General features: G+C 66.5%; 15 protein-coding genes. 7 read left to right on the top strand and 8 right to left on the bottom strand.

What is annotated here, in order from left to right; all coding sequences use genetic code 11:
• Positions 1-31: 31 nt before the first annotated feature.
• Complete coding sequence (locus ABIR17_RS04320; RefSeq protein WP_348003129.1) at positions 32-1420, bottom strand: FAD-linked oxidase C-terminal domain-containing protein; 1389 nt, start codon at positions 1418-1420, stop codon at positions 32-34.
• Between the two features lie 62 nt (positions 1421-1482).
• Between ABIR17_RS04320 and ABIR17_RS04325 the strand changes: the two genes are divergently transcribed.
• Together ABIR17_RS04325 and ABIR17_RS04330 are read left to right on the top strand one after the other, a co-directional pair.
• Entirely contained in the window at positions 1483-2970 is a 1488-nt protein-coding gene (locus ABIR17_RS04325) for an AlkA N-terminal domain-containing protein (RefSeq protein ID WP_348003130.1), read from the top strand.
• Positions 2971-2978: 8 nt separating this feature from the next.
• Positions 2979-3737 (top strand): glycosyltransferase, encoded by a 759-nt coding sequence (locus tag ABIR17_RS04330; RefSeq protein ID WP_348003131.1) that lies wholly within the window; start codon positions 2979-2981, stop codon positions 3735-3737.
• On the opposite strand, the gene ABIR17_RS04335 is transcribed toward ABIR17_RS04330, so the two are convergent.
• A complete protein-coding gene (locus ABIR17_RS04335) occupies positions 3734-4648 on the bottom strand; it encodes an alpha/beta hydrolase (protein ID WP_348003132.1) in 915 nt (304 codons plus the stop codon). The two genes, ABIR17_RS04330 and ABIR17_RS04335, sit on opposite strands and share 4 nt — an antisense overlap.
• Positions 4649-4716: 68 nt before the next feature.
• On the opposite strand from ABIR17_RS04335, the gene ABIR17_RS04340 reads away from it, so the two are divergent.
• The 3 genes from ABIR17_RS04340 to ABIR17_RS04350 are packed head-to-tail and all read left to right on the top strand — an operon-like array spanning position 4717 to position 6563.
• A complete protein-coding gene (locus tag ABIR17_RS04340) occupies positions 4717-5190 on the top strand; it encodes a DUF6328 family protein (protein WP_348003133.1) in 474 nt (157 codons plus the stop codon).
• Positions 5191-5209: 19 nt separating this feature from the next.
• On the top strand, positions 5210-5803 hold the full coding sequence (locus ABIR17_RS04345) for a molybdopterin-dependent oxidoreductase (RefSeq protein ID WP_348003134.1): 594 nt from the start codon (positions 5210-5212) through the stop codon (positions 5801-5803).
• A 7-nt stretch (positions 5804-5810) separates the two neighbouring features.
• Positions 5811-6563 carry an FAD-binding oxidoreductase gene (locus ABIR17_RS04350; protein WP_348003135.1) on the top strand — a complete coding sequence of 251 codons (753 nt, stop codon included), beginning with the start codon at positions 5811-5813 and terminating at the stop codon, positions 6561-6563.
• A 131-nt stretch (positions 6564-6694) separates the two neighbouring features.
• Here the strand turns inward: ABIR17_RS04350 and ABIR17_RS04355 are convergent, their stop codons facing one another.
• Positions 6695-7561, bottom strand: coding sequence for a Ku protein (locus ABIR17_RS04355; RefSeq protein ID WP_348003136.1), 867 nt, complete (start codon positions 7559-7561; stop codon positions 6695-6697).
• 37 nt (positions 7562-7598) lie between these two features.
• On the opposite strand from ABIR17_RS04355, the gene ABIR17_RS04360 reads away from it, so the two are divergent.
• Positions 7599-10130 carry an ATP-dependent DNA ligase gene (locus ABIR17_RS04360; RefSeq protein ID WP_348003137.1) on the top strand — a complete coding sequence of 844 codons (2532 nt, stop codon included), beginning with the start codon at positions 7599-7601 and terminating at the stop codon, positions 10128-10130.
• A gap of 115 nt (positions 10131-10245) precedes the next feature.
• On the opposite strand, the gene ABIR17_RS04365 is transcribed toward ABIR17_RS04360, so the two are convergent.
• From ABIR17_RS04365 to ABIR17_RS04380, 4 genes are all read right to left on the bottom strand, one after another.
• Positions 10246-11067 carry a CPBP family intramembrane glutamic endopeptidase gene (locus tag ABIR17_RS04365; RefSeq protein WP_348003138.1) on the bottom strand — a complete coding sequence of 274 codons (822 nt, stop codon included), beginning with the start codon at positions 11065-11067 and terminating at the stop codon, positions 10246-10248.
• Positions 11068-11131: 64 nt separating this feature from the next.
• Positions 11132-12622: an aspartate ammonia-lyase gene (locus ABIR17_RS04370; protein ID WP_348003139.1), complete on the bottom strand. Its 1491-nt coding sequence runs from the start codon at positions 12620-12622 to the stop codon at positions 11132-11134.
• A 46-nt stretch (positions 12623-12668) separates the two neighbouring features.
• On the bottom strand, positions 12669-12872 hold the full coding sequence (locus ABIR17_RS04375) for a hypothetical protein (protein WP_348003140.1): 204 nt from the start codon (positions 12870-12872) through the stop codon (positions 12669-12671).
• Positions 12869-14014: an inorganic phosphate transporter gene (locus ABIR17_RS04380; protein WP_348003141.1), complete on the bottom strand. Its 1146-nt coding sequence runs from the start codon at positions 14012-14014 to the stop codon at positions 12869-12871. Before ABIR17_RS04380 ends, ABIR17_RS04375 begins: the two co-directional genes overlap by 4 nt.
• A 184-nt stretch (positions 14015-14198) precedes the next feature.
• Between ABIR17_RS04380 and ABIR17_RS04385 the strand changes: the two genes are divergently transcribed.
• Complete coding sequence (locus ABIR17_RS04385; RefSeq protein WP_348003142.1) at positions 14199-14516, top strand: hypothetical protein; 318 nt, start codon at positions 14199-14201, stop codon at positions 14514-14516.
• Between the two features lie 25 nt (positions 14517-14541).
• Here ABIR17_RS04385 and ABIR17_RS04390 read toward each other — a convergent pair whose 3' ends face one another.
• Positions 14542-17091, bottom strand: coding sequence for a DUF3516 domain-containing protein (locus ABIR17_RS04390; RefSeq protein WP_348003143.1), 2550 nt, complete (start codon positions 17089-17091; stop codon positions 14542-14544).
• Positions 17092-17104: the final 13 nt, after the last annotated feature.

The following is a 17104-nucleotide window of genomic DNA, read 5'->3' on the forward strand; positions in this document are numbered from 1 at the left end:
GCTCTATTCCCGCGATTGACCCACCATCGGGTTAGAAAATCTTGCCCGGATTCAGGATGCCGAGCGGGTCGAACACCTGCTTGATCTGACGCTGAAGATCGAACGAGTCGTCGCCCAGCTCGTCGCGCAGCCAGCGCTTCTTAAGGATTCCGACGCCGTGTTCGCCGGTGAGGGTACCGCCCAGCCGCAGACAGTCTACGAACATCTCGTCGGCGGCGGCCCAGACGTGCTCGGGTACCTCGACGTGACCGTTGACCTTCTCGCCATGGAAGACAAAGTTGGGGTGCAGGTTGCCGTCGCCGGCGTGCGCGACGGTCGGAATTTCGAGACCGTACTTCTTCGCGATCCGCTCGATCGAGGCGAACATCGCGGGCAGCGCGCTGCGCGGCACGGCGACGTCTTCAATGAGAACAGTGCCGCGGGCTTCGAGTGACGGGTGGAACGACCGACGGATGTTGAACAGCCGGACGCCCTCCTCGGCATCCGTTGTCGCCTCGACCTCGGCGCCCAGGGAGCGCATCACGGCCGCGATCGCGTCGGCCTCGTCGGCTGCTGCCATGCCGTCGGTCTGAACCAGAAGGATGGCGCCCTCGCCGAGTTCTAGCCCGAGGTACTCGGCGATGCTCGAGACCGCGTGCGGATCAAGGAGCTCCATCATCGACGGCTTGAGGCCGGTCGCACTGACGACACTCGACGCCCGAGCCGCCTGTTCGGTCGTCGCAAAGACGCCCTTCACGGTGACGACTCCCCCGCGCGGAAGCTGGAGCAGTTTGAGCGTCGCCTCGACGATCACGCCGAGCGTGCCTTCCGAGCCGATCATCAGCGCCGTGAGGTCGTAGCCCGTCACGCCCTTCACGGTGCGATGGCCAAGTTCGAGAAGCCGGCCGTCGGCGAGCACGACCTTGAGACCGAGAACGGCCTCGCGCGTGACGCCGTACTTCACGCACAACAGACCCCCCGCATTGGTGGCGATGTTGCCGCCGACGGTCGCGATCTTGCGGCTCGCCGGATCGGGCGCCCACCAGAGGCCGCGAGTGCTCAACTGGTCGTTGAGGTCGGCGTTCAGCACGCCCGGTTCAACGACCGCGAGTTCATCGTCAACCGACACCTCGAGGATGCGGTCCATCAGCCGGGTGCTCAACACCAGCTCGCCTTCGCTGCCGATCGCACCACCGGCCAGACCGGTACCGGCCCCGCGGGGCACGACCGGGACGCGGTGCTCGGTCGCCCAACGCAGCGTCGCCTGCACATCGGCAATCGTGCGCGCTTCGATCACGGCGAGCGGGGAGCCCTGCGCGACGTACCCGGATTTGTCGGCGCGGGCCGCATCCAGCGCATCGCTATCGGTGCGCAGCGCATCTCCGACCAGCGACCGGAGTCCGTCGAGGAAGGTGGTGGGGCTCGTCTGCTTCGACGTCATGCTCCGACTGTATCGGCGCGCCGAGGCATCCAGCCGAGGTCGTGTCCGATATCCGCTACTCGATGACGGGGGCGCGTGCGACGCTGGGCTGCATGGACGGATTCGCCGAGGCTCAATTCGCCCGACGGTACGCCGCCCTGTCGTCTCGTGACTCCCGCTTCGACGGGCAGTTCATCGCCGGCGTTCACACGACCGGCATCTACTGCCGACCATCGTGCCCCGCCGTCACGCCGAAGCCGGGAAACGTGTCGTTCTATCGCACGGCGGCGGCAGCTCACGAAGCGGGACTGCGCGCCTGCAAACGCTGCCAACCGGATGCCGTGCCCGGCTCCCCCGACTGGAACCTGCACGACGATCTCGCCTCGCGCGCGATGCGGCTGGTGCACGACGGCGTCGTCGAGCGTGAAGGCGTCACCGGGCTCGCGGCCCGCCTGGGCTACACCTCTCGACACGTGTCGCGGGTACTTCGCGCCGAGCTAGGAGCCGGTCCGCTCGCCCTCGCCCGTGCGCACCGCGCCCAGGCGGCACGGTCACTATTGGCGGCGACCGAGCTTCCGGTGTCTGACATCGCGTTCGCCGCAGGCTTTGGCTCGCTGCGCCAGTTCAACGACACGATCGGCGCGGTCTACCGCGCGACCCCGAGTGAACTGCGGGCTCTCGCACGGCGCGGTGCGTCAGCCCCGGGGAAGGTGCCGGAGGGCGGGGCCGTCACCCTGCGTCTCCCCGCTCGCGAGCCGTTCGATGGGATCGGACTGTTTCGCTTCTTCGCCGACCACGGCATCCACGGGTTTGAGGAGGGCGACGACACCCGATTCGCGCGGCCGATGCGGCTGCCGAGTGGGCTTGCTCAGGTGGAGGTGCGGCTCGATCCGCAGCGTGCCGGGGTCGTGCTGACGGCGCAGCTTGCGGCCCTTGCAGATGTGCCGGCGCTGACGGCTCGCGTGCGGCGAATGTTCGACCTCGACGCCGACTCGGTCGCGATCGATGCCTGGCTCGCCCGCGACCCCGATCTGGCTCCGCTCGTCGCGGCGGTTCCCGGCATCCGGATCCCCGGCACTGCCGACCCCGAAGAGGCCCTGTTCCGCACGCTCGTGGGCCAACAGATCTCGGTAGCCGCCGCACGCACGGTGCTCGGCCGGATCGTCGAACACTTCGGCGGGTTCCCGACCGCGAGCCAACTCGCCGAGCGCGGCGACGAGGTGCTGCGGGGGCCGGCGGCGCGAGTGCGGGCAATCCGCCAGGTCGCCGAACGAGTCGCGGCGGGAGACATCCCCCTCGACCCTGCCACCCCTGTCGTCGAACTTCGACGTCGCCTCCTCGCTCTGCCCGGAGTCGGACCCTGGACCGCCGAGTACCTCGCAATGCGCGCGCTGGGGCATCCGGATGCCGTCCCCGCCACCGACCTCGTGCTCAAGCAGTCGGCGGCGGCGCTCGGCATCGCGGACTCGCCCCGTGCCGCGTGGGCACCGTGGCGCTCCTACGCCGCCTTGCACCTCTGGCGAGCTCGACCGCTAACGATCCGCGGAGGGCGAATCCAGAGCGTAGAGTGACGCCCGATATGTTCGTCTCGGTCGTGATCCCCGCGCGGAATGATGCAGAAATGCTGGCTCGGTGCCTCGGCTCACTCGCCCACCAACGGCGGCCCCCCGACGAGATCGTGGTCGTCGATAACGGCTCAACTGACGAGACCCGAGCAGTCGCACAGGCGGCGGGAGCCCGGGTCATCTGGGAACCGATCGCGGGTATCCCGAGGGCGTCGTCGGTCGGGTTCGACGCGGCCCGCGGCGACCTGATCGCCCGGATCGACGCCGACAGCGTGTGCCCACCCGGCTGGCTCGACGACGCAGAACGCGCCTTCGACCGCGACCCGGACCTGTCGGTGCTGTCGGGATCCGGCGACTTTTACGACGCGGGTCCGATCCGTCGGCGGCTCGGCAAGTCAATGTGGGTCGGTGGCCTCTACTGGTCGATGACCATCTACCTCGGGCATCCGCCGATCTTCGGATCCAACTTCGTGATGCGCCGTTCGGTGTGGGAGCAGATCGGCCCCGAAGTGCATCGTGAGGCGACCGACATCCACGACGATCTCGATCTCAGCCTGCACATCAAGCCGTGGATGACGGTGCGCTACGACCCGGATTTCACGGTCGGCATCTCGGCACGCCCGTTCGCGTCATGGTCGGGTTTCACCCGGCGACTGTCGTGGATCCTGCCGACTCTGCGTAACCACTGGCCCGACGAATCGCCGTGGGCGCGCCGGGCCGCGCGTCGTCGTTGGGAACGGGAACGCGACACCGAGCGCGAAGCTCTGGCTTAGTCCGCGGCGCCTTCGGAGGATTCGGCGAACAGCGCGATCATGTCGCGCGACAGTTGGTTGGGCGTCGTTTCACACGGACTGTGCCCGGTCGGATAGACGACGAGTCGGGCACCGATCTGTTCGGCAAATGCAGCGTGTAACTCGGTCGGCCACAGGTCGTGTGACCCGACGGCGACCAGTTTCGGAATCGGCGACGCAGCAACCTGCGCGCGCAGGTCGGGGGCACGCTTCATCAGCCGGATGATGTCTTCCATGCTCCGCCGCGAGGTGAAGTTGAACCGCATCCGTACGAAGTCGAGCCGCAGCGGCGACACGTGATTTCTGTTGCTCGTGATGCCCCAGGTCATCAGGGCGGCACCGATCCGGCCGCCGACCAGGAATGTGTAGGGTCCCAGTCCACGCACCCCGCGGAAGCCGTTGCCCGGCTCGGGCGGGGTCGCGAGCAGCGTCACACTGCGCACCAGGTTGGGGCGACGAACGAGCACCAGTTGGGCGATCGTGCCGGCAAACGAGTAACCGAGCAGGTGAGCGGGCGACCCGTCTTCCAGAAGGGCGATCAGGTCGTTGGCGAACAGGTCATAGTCATAGTGAGCACCGCGGGGCGGCCCGGCCTGTCCCGACTGGTACTGCCCGGCGAGGTCGAAGGACTGCACGTAGTAGCCGGCCGCGGCGAGCACCGGCAGCATGAGCACGAAATCTTCTTTCGACCCCGACACCCCGGGCACCAGGACGACCCGGGGATGCCGCGGGTCACCGAGCGACACCACGGCGAGTTCACCGCTGGGCGCTGCAAACGTCGAGGCGATGGAGCCCGGCGCGGGAACGGTCCAGTCCCGGTCTTCGAGGGCGCGATCAAGACGCTCGGCTTCGTCGACCGGGTCGCCCGAAGTCTCCTGGTAGTGGTCGAACACCCGGCCAGAATACTGAGCGACTGGGCCCCCGACGACCACGACCGGTTCGCGGTCCGTAACATCGGGGCATGGTTCACGAAGGCGAGACCGAGGTCGAACGACTCGACCGTAACTGGGACGACATCCTTCAAGAACTGCGGGTGACGCAGACGGGCACGCAGATTTTGCTCGGGTTCTTGCTGACGATTCCGTTCCAGCAACGCTTTAGCTCGCTGGATGCCGAACAGCTCGGGCTGTACCTCGTGTTGGTCGCGGTGGCTGCCATCGCGACAATTCTCGCTCTCACTCCGGTGGCACTCCATCGGGCGCTCTTTCGACACGGCAGCAAACCGCGCCTCGTTCCGCTCGCCAATCTGCTGCTTCGCTTCGCCCTCGGGGCAGTTGGCTTGACGTTGAGTGGCGCGGTGGTGCTGATTTTCGACGTCGTGCTCGGGTTTGCTGCAGCGCTCGTTGCCGGTTCGATCACCCTCGCGCTGGTGGGGCTCGGCTGGGTGCTGCTGCCCGCCCTCATCCGCCGCGCTCCGGCAGCCGGAAGGCCGTAGGGCGCGCTAGCGTGATGGCATGTCGTTCATCACCCGCGGCTTCACCGGCAAGGGGCGCGAACGCGACCCGCGGCTGCCTCCCGGGCAGTCTCTCGTCGAGGACTGGCCGGTGCTCTCGGCCGGTCCGACGCCCGACATCGACATCGCCGACTGGTCATTCACGGTGCGCACCGAGACCGGGCAAGTACACAAGTGGACGTGGGATGAGTTGCTCGCGCTCGGCGTCGAAGATGTCACCGTCGACATCCACTGCGTCACCCACTGGACCAAACTTGACATGCCCTGGCGGGGAGTGTCGCTCGACAAGATCTTCGAAAACATCGAGACCAGCGGCGACTTCGTGATGGCGCACAGCTACGGCGGCTACACAACCAACCTCGCCCTCGACGAGCTGCTTGACGGGCAGTCTTGGATCGCGACCGAAGCCGACGGCGAGCCGCTCGAACCGGAGCACGGTGGGCCGGCCCGGCTGCTGGTTCCTGCGCTGTACTTCTGGAAGAGCGCCAAGTGGCTTCGGGGCCTCGTGATGATGGGCGACGATTCGCCCGGATTCTGGGAGCAGAACGGGTACCACATGCACGGCGATCCGTGGACCGAAGAACGCTACTGGTAGAGCGCCTGTGGTAACCCGCATCCGACCGGCGTGGCTGGTCGGCACTGTTGCTGAAGTCACGGTCGAAACCGCCACAGCGCGGCGAATCGTGCTCGACGTGGCGGGCTGGCCCGGCAACGACGCCGGGTCGCACCTCGACGTACGGCTCACCGCGCCAGACGGCTATCAGGCAACTCGGTCTTTTTCGATCGCGTCGTACGGCCCTTCGTCGCGCGTGGTACTTGCCGTCGACGAGGTGCCCAACGGTGAGGTGTCGCCCTACCTCGTCGAAGAACTGCGAGTCGGCGACCGGGTCGACGTGCACGGCCCGCTCGGTGCCTACTTTGTCTGGAAGCCGCACGGTTTCGGCTCGACCACGGGCCCCGTACAACTGATCGGCGGAGGGTCGGGCATCGTTCCCTTGGTCGCGATCGCGCAGGCCGCGGCAGACGCCGGCCGGATGGCCGACTTCCGTTTACTGAGCAGCGTGCGCTCCCCCAACGACCAGTTCTTCGACGCCGAGCTCACGGCCCTATCAACCGAAGGTCTTTGGATTGATCGGGTGTACACGCGTCAGATTCCGGATGGCTGGCCGGTCCCGGCGGGACGACTCACCCGAGAGACGCTCTCGGCCGCAATCACGAACCCCGCCGAGATCGAGCGCAGCTACGTCTGCGGTCCGACGCCTTTCGTCGAAGCCGTCTCCTCGTGGCTCATCGAACTTGGGCACGCACCCGGCACGATCCGCACCGAGCGGTTTGGCGGCGCGGGCCCCGCTTAGAGCGAAGGCGCTTTCGCGCGGGCCCCGCTAAAAGCGAAGGCGCTTTTGCGCGGGCCCCGCAAAAAGCGAAGGCGCTTTCGCGCCTTCGCCGCGGCCCCAGCGCCGATGCCCGTCCCGGGGGTCGGGTCGGCCTAGGAAGCTTTCTTCTTGGCGGCGGGCTTCGTGGCCGCCTTCGAAGTGGGCGCCTTCTTAGCCGGAACTTTCGCAGCATCCGCACCCCCGCGCTTCGCGTCGACCGACCGGCGCAGCGCCTCCATCAGGTCGAGCACTTCGCCGCCCCCCTCGGCCTCTCGGCTGAAGGTCGCCTCGGTGTCGAGAGCGTCGCCCTGCTCGAGCTTCGCCTCGATGAGTGTCTTCAACTGCTCCTGATATTCGTCGGTGAACTTCTCGGGAGTGAAGTCGCTCGCGAACGACTCGACCAGTTGTCGCGACATTTCGAGTTCCGCGGGAGTGATCCGCGGCGTCTCGTCGAGTTCGGGGAACCGTGCCTCGCGCACCTCGTCTTCCCAGAGCAGCGTCTGCAACACCAGGATGCCGTCGCGCACACGAAGTGCGGCAAGCCGGGTGCGCTGACGCAGCGCGAACTGCACGATCGCGGTGCGGTCGGTGTCTTCGAGGGTGCGCCGCAGCAGAACGTACGCCTTGTTCGACTTGGAGTCGGGCGCGAGGTAGTAGGTCTTCTCGAGCATGATCGGGTCGATCTGGTCGGTCGGCACGAATTCGACGACGTCGATGTCTTTGCTGCGCTCGAGCGGCAGCGACGCGATGTCCTGGTCGGTGAGGATGACGGTCTGATCACCGTCGACGTACGCCTTCGCGATGTGTTCGTACTCGACGGTCTCGCCGTCGATCTCGCACACCCGCTTGTACCGGATGCGCCCGCCGTCTTTGTCGTGCACCTGGTGCAGCGAGACGTCATGGTCTTCAGTCGCGGAGTACAACTTCACGGGCACGTTGACCAGCCCGAAGCTGAGCGAGCCTTTCCAGATGGAGCGCATCTGCCCATTCTCCCGTGCGATCAGTAGCTTGGGGAAGGTGGTTGCGCAGAGCGGGTCGAAGCGGGCAGAAACACTCGTGAGCGTGGGAGGCCACCGCCTCAAGCTCACGAACCTCGACAAAGTTCTCTACCCCGAGACCGGCACGACCAAGGCCGAGGTCATCGACTACTACTCACGCATCGCGGATGTTCTCATCCCGCACGCCCGCAATCGACCGGTCACCCGCAAGCGCTGGGTCGAGGGCGTCGGCACCGATGCGAAGCCCGGCAGCGTGTTCTTCGAGAAGAACCTGCCGAGTTCCGCGCCGTCCTGGATTTCGAGCCGCGACATCCAGCACTCCGATCACGTCAACACCTACCCGCTGGTCAACGACCTCGCGACGCTGGTCTGGATGGCGCAGCAAGCGTCGCTGGAACTGCACGTTCCGCAGTGGCGGTTTGCCGGTGCTGGTCAACAGAGCGCGGGAGCCCGACAGAATCCCGACCGACTGGTGCTCGACCTCGACCCCGGCGAGGGTGCGGGTCTCGAGGAGTGCGTCGAGGTCGCGAAGCTGGTGCGCGCGATCCTCGAAGGAATGGGGCTTGAGGTCTTCCCGGTGACGAGCGGGTCGAAGGGCATCCATCTGTATGCCCCGCTCAACGGCGAACAGACCACCGACGACGCCTCGGCCGTCGCCCACGAACTCGCGCGGGCGCTCGAGGCGGATCATCCCGACCTCGTCGTCTCCGACATGAAGAAGGTGCTGCGCCACGGCAAGGTGCTGCTCGACTGGAGCCAAAACAATGGCAACAAGACGACGATCGTGCCGTACTCGCTGCGCGGGCGGATGCGGCCGACGGTTGCCGCACCGCGCACCTGGAAAGAACTGCTCGCGCCGGGGCTGCGGCAGCTCGAGATGCACGAGGTACTCGCGCGGGTGGCGAAGAACGGTGACCCTGCCGACGAGTTGGAGCGGGAGATCTGGCACTCGAGCGAGGCCGACGAGAAGCTGTCGACCTACCGGTCGATGCGGGATGGCACGAAGACTCCCGAACCGATGGGCGGCGAGGTGCCTGCGTTGGGCAACTCGTTCGTCATCCAGGAGCACCACGCAACCGCGCTGCACTACGACTTCCGGCTCGAGCGCGACGGGGTGCTCGTCTCGTGGGCGGTGCCGAAGGGTGTACCGACCGAGCCCGGCAAGAACCACCTCGCCGTGCACACCGAAGATCATCCGCTCGAATACGGCCAGTTCGAAGGCTCGATTCCGCACGGCGAGTACGGCGCCGGCTCGGTCGAGATCTGGGACCGCGGCACCTACGACCTCGAGAAATGGCGCGACGATGAGGTGATCGTCACGATCCATGGCGAGAAGCATGGCTCCCACCGGCTGGCTCTGATTCAGACCGACAAAGGTGCGACACCCGGCAAGAACTGGCTGCTGCACCTGATGAAAGACCAGCAGCCGGTCGACTGGGATGACCCCGACAGCATCGCCGCCTCGAAGCAGCGCAGCGCCGCCGGGTCGTGGAAGCGGGTTGGCGCCGAACCGCGGCGCGGGCTGAAGCGGGGCAAGAGTGTCGTCGGGGGTCGCACGAACGCGACGGGCACCGTGCATCCGATGCTGGCCACCCTCGCCGACCTCGACTCCTCAGACCGCGCCCTTTTTGAGAATGACGCCGACTGGGTGTTCGAGATGAAGTGGGACGGGTACCGCGCGATCGCGACAGTTCGCGGGGGCGAAGCCGACTTCCGCTCGCGCAACGGACTCGACTTCACGGCGACCTACCCGGAACTGGCCGAGCTCACCGCTGCCGTCGACGGCAATGGTGCGGGCGGCGACGTGGTGCTCGACGGCGAGATCGTGGCGCTTGATGCCCATGGGCGACCCGACTTCGGACGTCTGCAGACCCGGTCGGGCATCACCAATCCACGGGATGTCGACCGCGCCCGCGCCGTACAGGGCGTCGAGTATTTCATCTTCGACATCCTCGAACGCGACGGTCGGTCGCTTGTAAATCTGCCGTACTCCGAACGCCGCGCGGAGTTGCGAGCCGCCGTTCGCGACGTCGGGGTCATCCGTGTGCCGCCCGAGACCGGCACCGATTTGGATGCCGCGGTCGCCACCAGCCGTCGCCTGGGGCTCGAAGGGGTGATGGCGAAGCGCGCCTCCAGTCCCTACCGTCTGGGTCGCCGCTCGCGCGACTGGTTGAAGATCAAGCACACCCTCACGCAGGAGGTCGTGATCGCGGGGTGGCGACCCGGCAACGGTGCACGTGCCGACACCATCGGGTCGCTGCTGCTCGGAATCCCCGACGGCGATCAGCTACGGTACGTCGGCCGGGTTGGCTCGGGCTTCAGCGACCGCGACCTCACCGACCTCCGCGCGAAGCTGGACCGGATCGCCCGGCAGACCTCTCCCCTCGTCGATGTTCCGGCTGCCGACGCCCGTGATGCGCACTGGGTAACCCCGAAACTGGTCGGCGAGGTCGAGTATGCGGAGAGGACGGCCGACGGCAAACTGCGAGCGCCGACGTGGCACGGCTGGCGCCCCGACAAGTCCCCCGCCGACATCAACGTCGAGTCCTGAGAGTCGGTCGAGCCCCGCAGTCCGCGTTTTGCGTATGCTTCCGCGGAATCCCAGGCCGCCAAACGTGGGCCCCGACGCAAAACGCGGGCTGGGGCGTCCACGAGGCGCGCGAGCATCAGTACAGAAAGAAGATCGGCGCCCAGGTCGGCTGCCGCGCGTGCACGATCGCGAGAAACACCAGCGCGTCGAACATCAGATGCACCGCGAGCACGTAGCCCAGCGATCGGGTTTTCGCGAAGAGGTAGCCCTGCAGAAGGGCAAACGGAATCGTCAGCGCCGGCCCCCAGACGCGGTAGCCGAGTTCCCACAGGAACGACACGAAGATCACCATCGTGAGCAAATTCGCCTGCCAAAGCGGGAAATGCCGGCGCAGCAGGGCAAGCACCGTGCAGATGAAGAACAGTTCATCCCAGGTGCCGACAGCGTTGACGCCGACAAAGAACCGCAGCAGTTCTGAACCATCGGCAAGCACCGGCCAGTTCAGGTACGCCCCCGAAGCGATGAAGTAGAACGGCAGAATCAGATAGCCCAGAGCCGGCACCGCGACCAAGTAGGCAATCTCGAGCCGCGTCTTCTTCTCGCGCGACCGCCAAGGAAAGGTCACCACCCGCCGACGGAACACGAACCTGTCGATGACGAACGGGGATGCCACGGCGAGAGCGAGCACCGTGCCGATCCTGATGAAACTGGGCCACGAGACGTCCGCCTCGACACTCGTCGTGGCAACAATTCCGATGCCGAGGGCGACCAGCGCGAGATCTTTGCCGAGCTCGGCGTCGAGCATGGCGGCCGCAATCACGGAAACCGCGAGTAGCGGGATGCCGACCGCGTGCCACTGCAGCCCGAAAAGGAAGAAGGCGGCCAGCGAGACCCCGCCCGCGGGAAGCAGGTTCCACCTGGGGCGGGTTTCGACACGCCCGCTTCGCGGGCTGCTCAACCAGCGAGACCAGAAACCGCTTCGCGGGCTGCTCAACCAGCGAGACCAGAAGCTGCTTCGCGCGCTACTCAACCGGCGGGACGGGCACCGGCAGGGTGATCGCTCCGGTGGCCGGCACCATCCCCGACAACCGCTCCGGTGACAGGACGCGCTGCAACTGCTCTTCGGACATCACCCCGGAGTCCCGAACCAGGTCGGCGATCGAGGCGTGCGTCGTGAGGGCGATATGGGCGAAGGTGGCGGCAGCGGCGTAGCCGATATACGGCGTCAGGGCCGTCACGACTCCGACGGAGGTTTCGACCTGCATCGAGAGGCGCTCGGTGTTCGCGGTGATGCCGTCGACACAGTTCACCCGCAGCGTGCGGCAGGCGTTCGTCATCCAGGCCAGCGACTGCAGGATGCTGTGGGCGATCACCGGCTCGAACGCGTTGAGTTGCAACTGCCCGGCTTCCGCCGCCGCCGTGACCGTGGCATCCGCTCCGATGACGCTGAACGCAACCTGGTTCACGACCTCAGGGATGACGGGGTTCACCTTTCCGGGCATGATCGACGAGCCGGCCTGCCGCGCCGGGAGGTTGATTTCGCCGAACCCGGCCTGCGGTCCCGACGAAATGAGCCGCAGGTCGTTGCAGATCTTCGAGAGTTTCACGGCGGCGCGTTTGAGGGTTCCCGAGACGGTCATGAAGATTCCGGCATCCGAAGTTGCCTCGATGAGGTCGGGTGCGGTTTCCTGCGGCATCCCAGTCAGCTCTTCGAGGTGTCGGCGCACCGCCTCGGCGTAGCGTGGGTCGGCCGTGATGCCGGTGCCGATCGCGGTCGCGCCCATGTTGATCTCATTCAGCCACGGGATCACTTCGCCCAACCGATCCTGATCTTCGCCGAGGGTGTGGGCGAAGCCCGTGAACTCCTGCCCGAGCGTCATCGGTACGGCATCCTGCAACTGGGTGCGCCCGATTTTCAGGATGTGCGCGAACTCGACGCCCTTCTTGGCGAATGCCGCACTGAGTTCGCGGTGCTCAACCAGCAACCGCTGGATGCCGAACACCATCGCCAACTTGATGGCGGTCGGGTAGACGTCGTTGGTCGACTGTGAGCGGTTCACGTCATCGATCGGATGCAGCGCCTCATAGTCGCCGAACGGGCGACCCATGGCCTCGAGCCCCGCGTTGGCGATCACCTCGTTGGTGTTCATGTTGGTGCTCGTGCCCGCGCCGCCCTGAATCACCCCGACCACGAACTGGTCGTGCAACTCGCCGGCGACGATCCGCTCGCAGACGGCGTCGATCACGTCAGCCAGGTGCGGATCGAGAACGCCGATTTCTTTGTTGGCCCGAGCCGAGGCCTGCTTCACCCGCGCCAGAGCCCGGATCAGGTCGGGGTAGTTCCAGATCGCGCGCCGCGAGATCGGAAAGTTCTCGAGCGCCCGCGCGGTGTGAATTCCCCAGTAGGCGGCGGCCGGAATCTGCATCGAACCGAGCGAGTCGCTCTCGGTACGCGTCGGGCCATCCCCCTCGAGCAGCATCGATGCGGGCTCGGGTCCGTTGGTTCCCTGCATGAGTCGAGCCTAGGCTCACCGACCGAATGTCAGTGAGAAACGAATGTCAGTGAAAAAACGGAACCACGAGCCAGATCCCCACGAGCGCGATCCCCGCGCAGATGACGAACAGGGCGACGGCGACCGGGCGTCGCCAGGGCGCGGTGCCGTCGATCAGTCGCAGTCCCAGCGAGAACAAGGCCACTAACGCCGCTGCGGCGACGAGCGAGACCGCGACGACGAGCACGAACGACATCCAGGCGATTGTCATCGGGACGCCGCCTTGCGCTTCTTTGGCCGCACGAACTGGCCGGGTTGCGGCTGGTGAAAGGTGCGATGCGTCACGCTGTTGCGACGCGACCAGAGGTAGATGCCCGCGATCACGACCAGCGCGAGCACGACATCCGCGATTATGCCCCAGAACCCGATGCCCGCGAGGAGTGCCGCGAGTGCGGCCACGATGCCCGCGGCCGGAATCGTGATCAACCAGCCGATCGCGATCTTGCCCGCCGTGCCCCACTTGACCTTGGCTCCCACGCGACCAAGCCCGGTGCCGATCACCGACCCCGAGGCGACCTGGGTGGTGGAGAGCGCGAAGCCGAGGTGTGACGAGGCGAGGATGGTCGCAGCCGTCGACGCCTCGGCCGCGAACCCCTGGGCGGGTTCGATATCGGTCAGATCGCGGCCGATCGTCTTGATGATGCGCCAGCCGCCCGTGTAGGTGCCGGCGGCGATCGCGACGGCGCACGCCACGATCACCCATATCGGTGGCGTGGCGTCAGGCTCGAGGGCCTTGGCCGCGATCAGGGTGAGGGTGATCACGCCCATCGTCTTCTGGGCGTCGTTAGTGCCGTGAGCGAGCGAGACGAGCGACGAGGTGAAGATCTGCCCGATCTTGAAGTTGTCGCGCTGGCGCTTGCGGGTGATGGCGTAGGCGATCTTGGTCGCGAGGAACGCCACGCCCATCGCGGTCAGCGGCGCGAGCACGGCCGGGATGAGGATTTTCGACACCAGCACCCCACCGTCGATCGCCCCGGTGCCGGCGCCGACGATCGCGGCGCCGATCAGGCCGCCGAAGAGCGCGTGACTCGACGAGGAGGGAAGGCCCAGCAGCCAGGTGAGGAGGTTCCAGACGATCGCGCCGATCAGCCCCGCAAGAATCAACGTTGGGGTGATTTGCACCCCGCCAGCGCCCTCCTTGATGAGGCCACCCGAGATGGTGCGAGCCACCTCGGTGCTCAGAAACGCGCCGACCAGGTTGAGCGCTGCGGCGAGCGCGACCGCGACTCGGGGACGTAGTGCTCCGGTCGCGATCGGAGTCGCCATGGCATTGGCGGTGTCGTGGAAACCGTTCGTGAAATCGAACAGCAGAGCAAGCCCGATGACGAGCACGACGAGAAGTGTGGGGTCCACCGCCGACGAGTCTCACACATTCTCGGCAACGCGTCACCTTGCCGTGGCCCAGCGTGTCCTCCGTGTGGGTGCTCCTCGAACGGGGTGCCCCCGAAGCGGGGCGTATCCCCTGTCGGCACGCCGCCCTAGTCTCTGAGCAGTCAAGGTTTTCAGGGACTACCGCACCTGACGATGGGAAAAAACAGTGCACTCGTCGCGAGTGCTGGGCGTGGTCGCGCTGGGTGCGATCGTTGTCGCAGCGATCAGCTTTGCCGTCGTGGATGTCACGGCGGCAGACAGCTGCGCGACAAATGCGTGCAATTCGGGCATCCCGATCGTCACGATCACCTTTGCGGCACTGGGGGTTCTCGCGGCTCTGGTGAGCGTCATCCCGGCCGTCACCTGGATCGTCGACACCATCCGGTCGGTGCGCACCCAGGATCACGAGACCGACCGCGAGGTCGCTCGCGCCGTCAGTCGCCGCACCGTGAACGACCACGACTTCCCGGACGACGAGCACTAACTTTCCCGAGCTCGCGCTTCGGCTGTCAGTCGAGCCGATCTACGCGCAGGACGGTGACGACAGCGACTCCCTCAGCTGCTGACGCCTCAAGATCGACTTCGGCGACGATTCCCCAGTCATGATGTGCGGCCGGGTCGTCAAGGATTTGCCGCACCCGCCAGAAGCCGAGCCGATCGGCCGGCTCCTCTTCGATGATCAGACGAGCGGTGCTGCGGGCATCCGGCCCGGTGCCGATCGCGTCGTGTTCGGCGTAGTAGGCGTCGAGAGCCTCCGGCCAGCCGGCGTTCGGGTCGAGCGCGGTGAGTTCGTCATCCTGCTGGAGAGCCGCGAGGTGCACGCGTCGCCATAGGGCGTTGCGCACGAGCACCAGGAACGCGCGACGGTTGGTGACAACGGAGGTCGGTGCTGGCGGCAGCACCGGCTTCTCGGGGTCGATCTCCGCCGGGTTCTGGAGCGCATTCCACTCGTCGAGCAGACTCGAGTCGACCTGGCGCACGAGTTCGCCGAGCCACTCGATGATGTCGTGCAGTTCTTCGGTCTTGGCCTCGTCGGGAATCGTCTGGCGGGCCGCGCGATAGGCGTCGGACAGGTAGCGCAGCACGAGTCCTTCGCTACGCCCGAGCTGGTAGAAGGCGATGTAGTCCGAGAACGACATCGCGCGTTCGTACAGGTCACGCACGACCGACTTCGGTGAGAGTTCGAAGTCGCGCACCCACGGCTGGGATGTCGCGAAGGTCTCGAAAGTCACCTCGAGCAGCTCGTCGAGCGGCTTGGGCCAGGTCACCGACTCGAGCAGTTCCATGCGCTCGTCGTACTCGATGCCGTCGGCCTTCATCGCGGCGACAGCCTCGCCTCGAGCCTTGAACTGCTGCTGCGAGAGCACCGGTCGCGGGTCGTCGAGGGTCGCTTCGAGGATGCTGATCATGTCGAGCGCGTAGGTGGGCGCTGGGCTTTCGGGGGAGCCCCGATCGAGCAGTTCGAACGCGGCGAGCGCGAACGGTGACAGCGGCTGGTTGAGCGCGAAGTTCGGTTGCAGGTCGACGGTCAGACGCGGGATGCCGTCCCGCAGCTCGACGACGCCAGCTGCGGTGAGCGTGCGGTAGATACCGATCGCGCGACGGGCCAACTCACGCTGACGGGTGATCGGCTCGTGGTTGTCGTACACCAGCTGCTTGACATCGGTGAACGGGTCTCCCCCGCCGTGCCCGTCAGAAGCCCGCCCGATGACGTTGATCAACATCGCCGCCGTGATTTGCATCGACGAGGTGAGAGTCTCGGGCTCGGCCGCGATCAGCCGCTCGAACGATGCCGGACCCCACGAGACGAAGCCCTCGGGCGCACGCTTCTTCGGTCCTTGCTTACTCTTCTTGCCCGATGCGGTGGCCTTCGCCTCGGCCTTGATCGCGACGAGCGCGTTCTCGATCTCGTGCTCGGGGGCCTCGGCCTCGACCTCACCTTCGGTATCGAAGCCTGCCCTCCCCGCACGGCCCGCAATCTGGTGAAACTCGCGAGCCGACAACTGCCGGGTCTTCACCCCGTCGAACTTCGTCAACGCGGTGAACAACACGGTTCGGATCGGCACGTTGATGCCAACTCCGAGGGTGTCGGTGCCGCAGATGACGCGCAACATCCCGAGTTGAGCGAGCTGTTCGACGAGTCGCCGGTACTTGGGCAACATCCCCGCGTGGTGCACGCCGATGCCCGACCGCACGAGCTTGTTGAGGGTCGACCCAAATCCGGGCGAGAACCTGAAGCCGCCGATCTCTTCGGCGATCCGGTCACGCTGCTCCCGAGTCGCGACGCGTGCCGAGAGCAACGCCTGGGCGCGCTCGACGGCTGCCGCCCGCGCGAAGTGCACGATGTAGACCGGGGCGAGCTTGCCATCCATCAACTCTTCGACCGTCTCGTGGACGGGCGTCGTGACGTACTTGTAGCGCAGCGGAACCGGTCGCTCGACCCCCGTGACGTGCGCGACCTCGCGGCCGGTGCGACGTTCCAGGTCGGCTGAGATGTCGGTCAGGTCGCCGAGGGTCGCCGACATCAGCACGAACCGCGCACGATTCAGGATGAGCAACGGAACCTGCCACGCCCAGCCGCGTTGCGGGTCGCCGTAGAAGTGGAACTCGTCGGCGATGACGACATCCACCTTCGCGTCGACCCCTTCGCGGAGGGCCAGGTTGGCGAGGATCTCGGCCGTGCAGCAGATGATCGGGGCGTCGGGGTTGACGCTCGAGTCGCCCGTGACCATGCCGACGTTCGCGGGCCCGAAGGTCTCGACCAGGGCGAAAAACTTCTCGCTCACGAGTGCCTTGAGCGGGGCGGTGTAATACGAGCGCTGGCCCTGGGCGAGGGCAACGGCATGGGCGGCGATCGCGACCAGCGACTTCCCCGTACCGGTCGGGGTCGACAGGACGAGGTGACGGTCGAGCACCAGCTCGAGCACCGCCTCTTCCTGTGCGGGGTAGAGCTTGAGGCCGCGCGAGCGGGCCCAGTCGTCGAAGGCCTCAACGAAGGCATCCGGATCCCACGGCGACGGCAGGGCGGCGGCAAGGCCGGTATCGCCGAGGGAAGTCATGTGGTGAAGTCTG

It is taken from the genome of Pseudolysinimonas sp. (assembly GCF_039912695.1).
Lineage (GTDB): Bacteria > Actinomycetota > Actinomycetes > Actinomycetales > Microbacteriaceae > Pseudolysinimonas_A.

Coding starts and splice junctions, on each gene's coding strand:
- ABIR17_RS04320 (WP_348003129.1), bottom strand. CDS start 1,420: ATGACGTCGAAGCAGACGAGCCCCACCACCTTCCTCGACGGACTCCGG.
- ABIR17_RS04325 (WP_348003130.1), top strand. CDS start 1,483: ATGACGGGGGCGCGTGCGACGCTGGGCTGCATGGACGGATTCGCCGAG.
- ABIR17_RS04330 (WP_348003131.1), top strand. CDS start 2,979: ATGTTCGTCTCGGTCGTGATCCCCGCGCGGAATGATGCAGAAATGCTG.
- ABIR17_RS04340 (WP_348003133.1), top strand. CDS start 4,717: ATGGTTCACGAAGGCGAGACCGAGGTCGAACGACTCGACCGTAACTGG.
- ABIR17_RS04345 (WP_348003134.1), top strand. CDS start 5,210: ATGTCGTTCATCACCCGCGGCTTCACCGGCAAGGGGCGCGAACGCGAC.
- ABIR17_RS04355 (WP_348003136.1), bottom strand. CDS start 7,561: ATGCGCTCCATCTGGAAAGGCTCGCTCAGCTTCGGGCTGGTCAACGTG.
- ABIR17_RS04370 (WP_348003139.1), bottom strand. CDS start 12,622: ATGCAGGGAACCAACGGACCCGAGCCCGCATCGATGCTGCTCGAGGGG.
- ABIR17_RS04375 (WP_348003140.1), bottom strand. CDS start 12,872: ATGACAATCGCCTGGATGTCGTTCGTGCTCGTCGTCGCGGTCTCGCTC.
- ABIR17_RS04390 (WP_348003143.1), bottom strand. CDS start 17,091: ATGACTTCCCTCGGCGATACCGGCCTTGCCGCCGCCCTGCCGTCGCCG.